Source organism: Tritonibacter sp. SIMBA_163, from assembly GCF_046535935.1.
Lineage (GTDB): Bacteria > Pseudomonadota > Alphaproteobacteria > Rhodobacterales > Rhodobacteraceae > Epibacterium > Epibacterium scottomollicae.
Window position 1 is genome coordinate 1 of record NZ_JAWJBP010000799.1, and the last position, 257, is coordinate 257.

General features: G+C 37.4%; 1 protein-coding gene. It reads right to left on the bottom strand.

Annotated features, from left to right (window positions below):
* Positions 1-209, bottom strand: a 209-nt coding sequence (locus R0J92_RS24530) for a hypothetical protein (RefSeq protein ID WP_411053602.1), incomplete at its 3' end; no start/stop codon positions are given.
* Positions 210-257: the final 48 nt, after the last annotated feature.

Sequence of the window (257 nt, forward strand, 5' to 3'; positions counted from 1 at the left end):
AGATATTCTAAGGTATCTTTAATTCCTTTGCGGGTAATGGGAGATAAGTAGGAATGAAATTTGTCATTCACGGCTGGGATTAAGATCCAGTAGGCATCAGGTTTTTTTCCATACACACCTTGAACAAAAGATAATAAGGAATGAGGGGGGTTTGGGTAAGAGAGACCACTCTCTGTTCTCTCATAGTTCGGAAGAAAATGTTTAATCATTATTTCTGGCTTCCTATTATCGGAAACACTATAGGAACTCACAAAAAT